Source organism: Streptococcus sp. 339, assembly GCF_013277285.1.
Taxonomy (GTDB): Bacteria; Bacillota; Bacilli; order Lactobacillales; family Streptococcaceae; genus Streptococcus; species Streptococcus pseudopneumoniae.
Genome location: NZ_VMMR01000086.1, coordinates 1 through 1,097 on the forward strand (window position 1 = coordinate 1; position 1,097 = coordinate 1,097).

General features: G+C 37.7%; 1 protein-coding gene. It reads left to right on the plus strand.

The genetic code is table 11. From position 1 onward, the window contains the following. Positions 1-42 precede the first annotated feature (42 nt). Positions 43-1,090 (plus strand): IS630 family transposase gene (locus HT736_RS09600; RefSeq protein WP_150855730.1). Its coding sequence is split into 2 segments (ribosomal slippage): positions 43-539 and positions 538-1,090, totalling 1,050 coding nucleotides; the frame shifts between segments, so codons are not numbered across the junction. Positions 1,091-1,097 lie beyond the last annotated feature (7 nt).

The window sequence follows — 1,097 nt, forward strand, 5'->3', positions numbered from 1 at the left end:
TAATACTGGACTAAAATCAAAAAACATCTTATAATAGTAGTTATGAAACTTACAAACGAAGAAACACAAAAAATTGAACAACTCCTAAGAGATTCATCGTACGCCAAATATCATAAACGTCTACAGATTATTTATTTTCGCTCAAAAGAAAAGAGTTATAAGGAAATCATGGATTTGCTAGATTGCAATAAAACAACTGTTTGGAGGAATTTGAAAAAATATAAGGAGTTTGGTTTAGAAGCGCTTCTTCAGGAGACCCGTGGTGGACGTCATAGAGAATATATGACTTACGAAGAAGAACAAGCATTTCTAAAACGTCATATAGAAGCTGCTCAGGCTGGGGAATTTGTAACTGTCAATCAGTTATTTGAAGCCTATCAAAAAGAGATTGGTCGCACTTCCACACGTGATGGTTTCTATTATCTCCTGAAACGACATGGTTGGCGAACGGTCACTCCTCGACCTGAGCATCCCAAGAAGGCAGACGCTCAGACAATTGAGACGTCTAAAAATAAAATCTACATTCGAGACCTTAAGTAAGCGCTTTAAAGAGGAGGGGACTTATAACAAAGTACGTTTGATGTACCAAGATGAAGCTGGTTTCGGAAGAATCAGTAAGATGAGTTCTTGTTGGGCTCCTCAAGGAATCCGACCTAGCATTCCTAGTCATTATATGCGAGAATATCGCTATTGTTATGGGGCAGTAGATGCTCAGACAGGAGATTCCTTTTTCCTCATTGCTGGAGGATGCAATACTGAGTGGATCAATGAATTTCTACGGCAAGTCTCACAAGCTTATCCAGATGACTATATTTTACTTGTCATGGATAATGCTATATGGCATAAATCAAGTACCTTAGAGATTCCAAGTAATATTGAGTTGGCTTTTATCCCACCTTATACACCAGAAATGAACCCTATTGAACAAGTCTGGAAAGAAATTCGAAAACGAGGTTTTAAAAACAAGGCTTTCCAAACATTGGAAGCCGTCATTGATAAGCTTCAAGAAGTTATTCAAGGACTGGAAAAAAGCGTTTTAAAGTCCACTGTCAGCAGACAATGGACAAGGTTGCTTTTTGAAAACAATTGAGTATAAA